The sequence below is a fragment of the Aeromonas sp. EERV15 genome (assembly GCF_900079845.1).
GTDB lineage: Bacteria > Pseudomonadota > Gammaproteobacteria > Enterobacterales > Aeromonadaceae > Aeromonas > Aeromonas sobria.
Genome location: NZ_FKKY02000091.1, coordinates 1 through 490, shown reverse-complemented (window position 1 = coordinate 490; position 490 = coordinate 1). Strand labels below are relative to the sequence as shown.

1 protein-coding gene is annotated in these 490 nt (G+C 69.6%); it reads left to right on the top strand.

The window, feature by feature from the left end; translation table 11 throughout:
* Positions 1-130: 130 nt before the first annotated feature.
* The coding region (locus BN4575_RS22765) for an NADH-quinone oxidoreductase subunit C (RefSeq protein WP_176716459.1) at positions 131-490 on the top strand (360 nt) is incomplete at its 3' end.

The following is a 490-nucleotide window of genomic DNA, read 5'->3' as shown; positions in this document are numbered from 1 at the left end:
ACGGCCTCATGCTCCTCCAGGACAAGATCGCGCGCGGCGACCGCACGCCCGCCATCGTCAAGCCGCGGGAGGATCCCGCGCAGACCGCGGAGCGCCTCGTCACCCTCCAGCGCAAGGAGCGGAGCCAGCCATGAGCAAGAAGGTCCTCGAGATCCTCACGGCGCAGTTCCCGGGAGCCGTCCTGGAGACGCACTCGCAGTTCGGCGACGACACGGCGGTCGTCGATCCGGCCGCGGGGCGCGACGTCGCCCTGTGCCTCCGGAACGACCCGCGGACGCACATGAACATGTTCGTCGACCTCACGGCGGTCGACTACCTCTGGCGCGGCGACGTGCCCCGCTTCGAGGTCGTCTGCCACCTGCGCTCGTTCGAGAAGAACCACCGCATCCGCATCAAGGCGCGCGTGGGCGACGAGGAGGGCAACGGCGCCGAGATCGACTCGCTCGTCCCTGTGTGGAAGGGCGCGGACTGGTTCGAGCGCGAGTGCTAC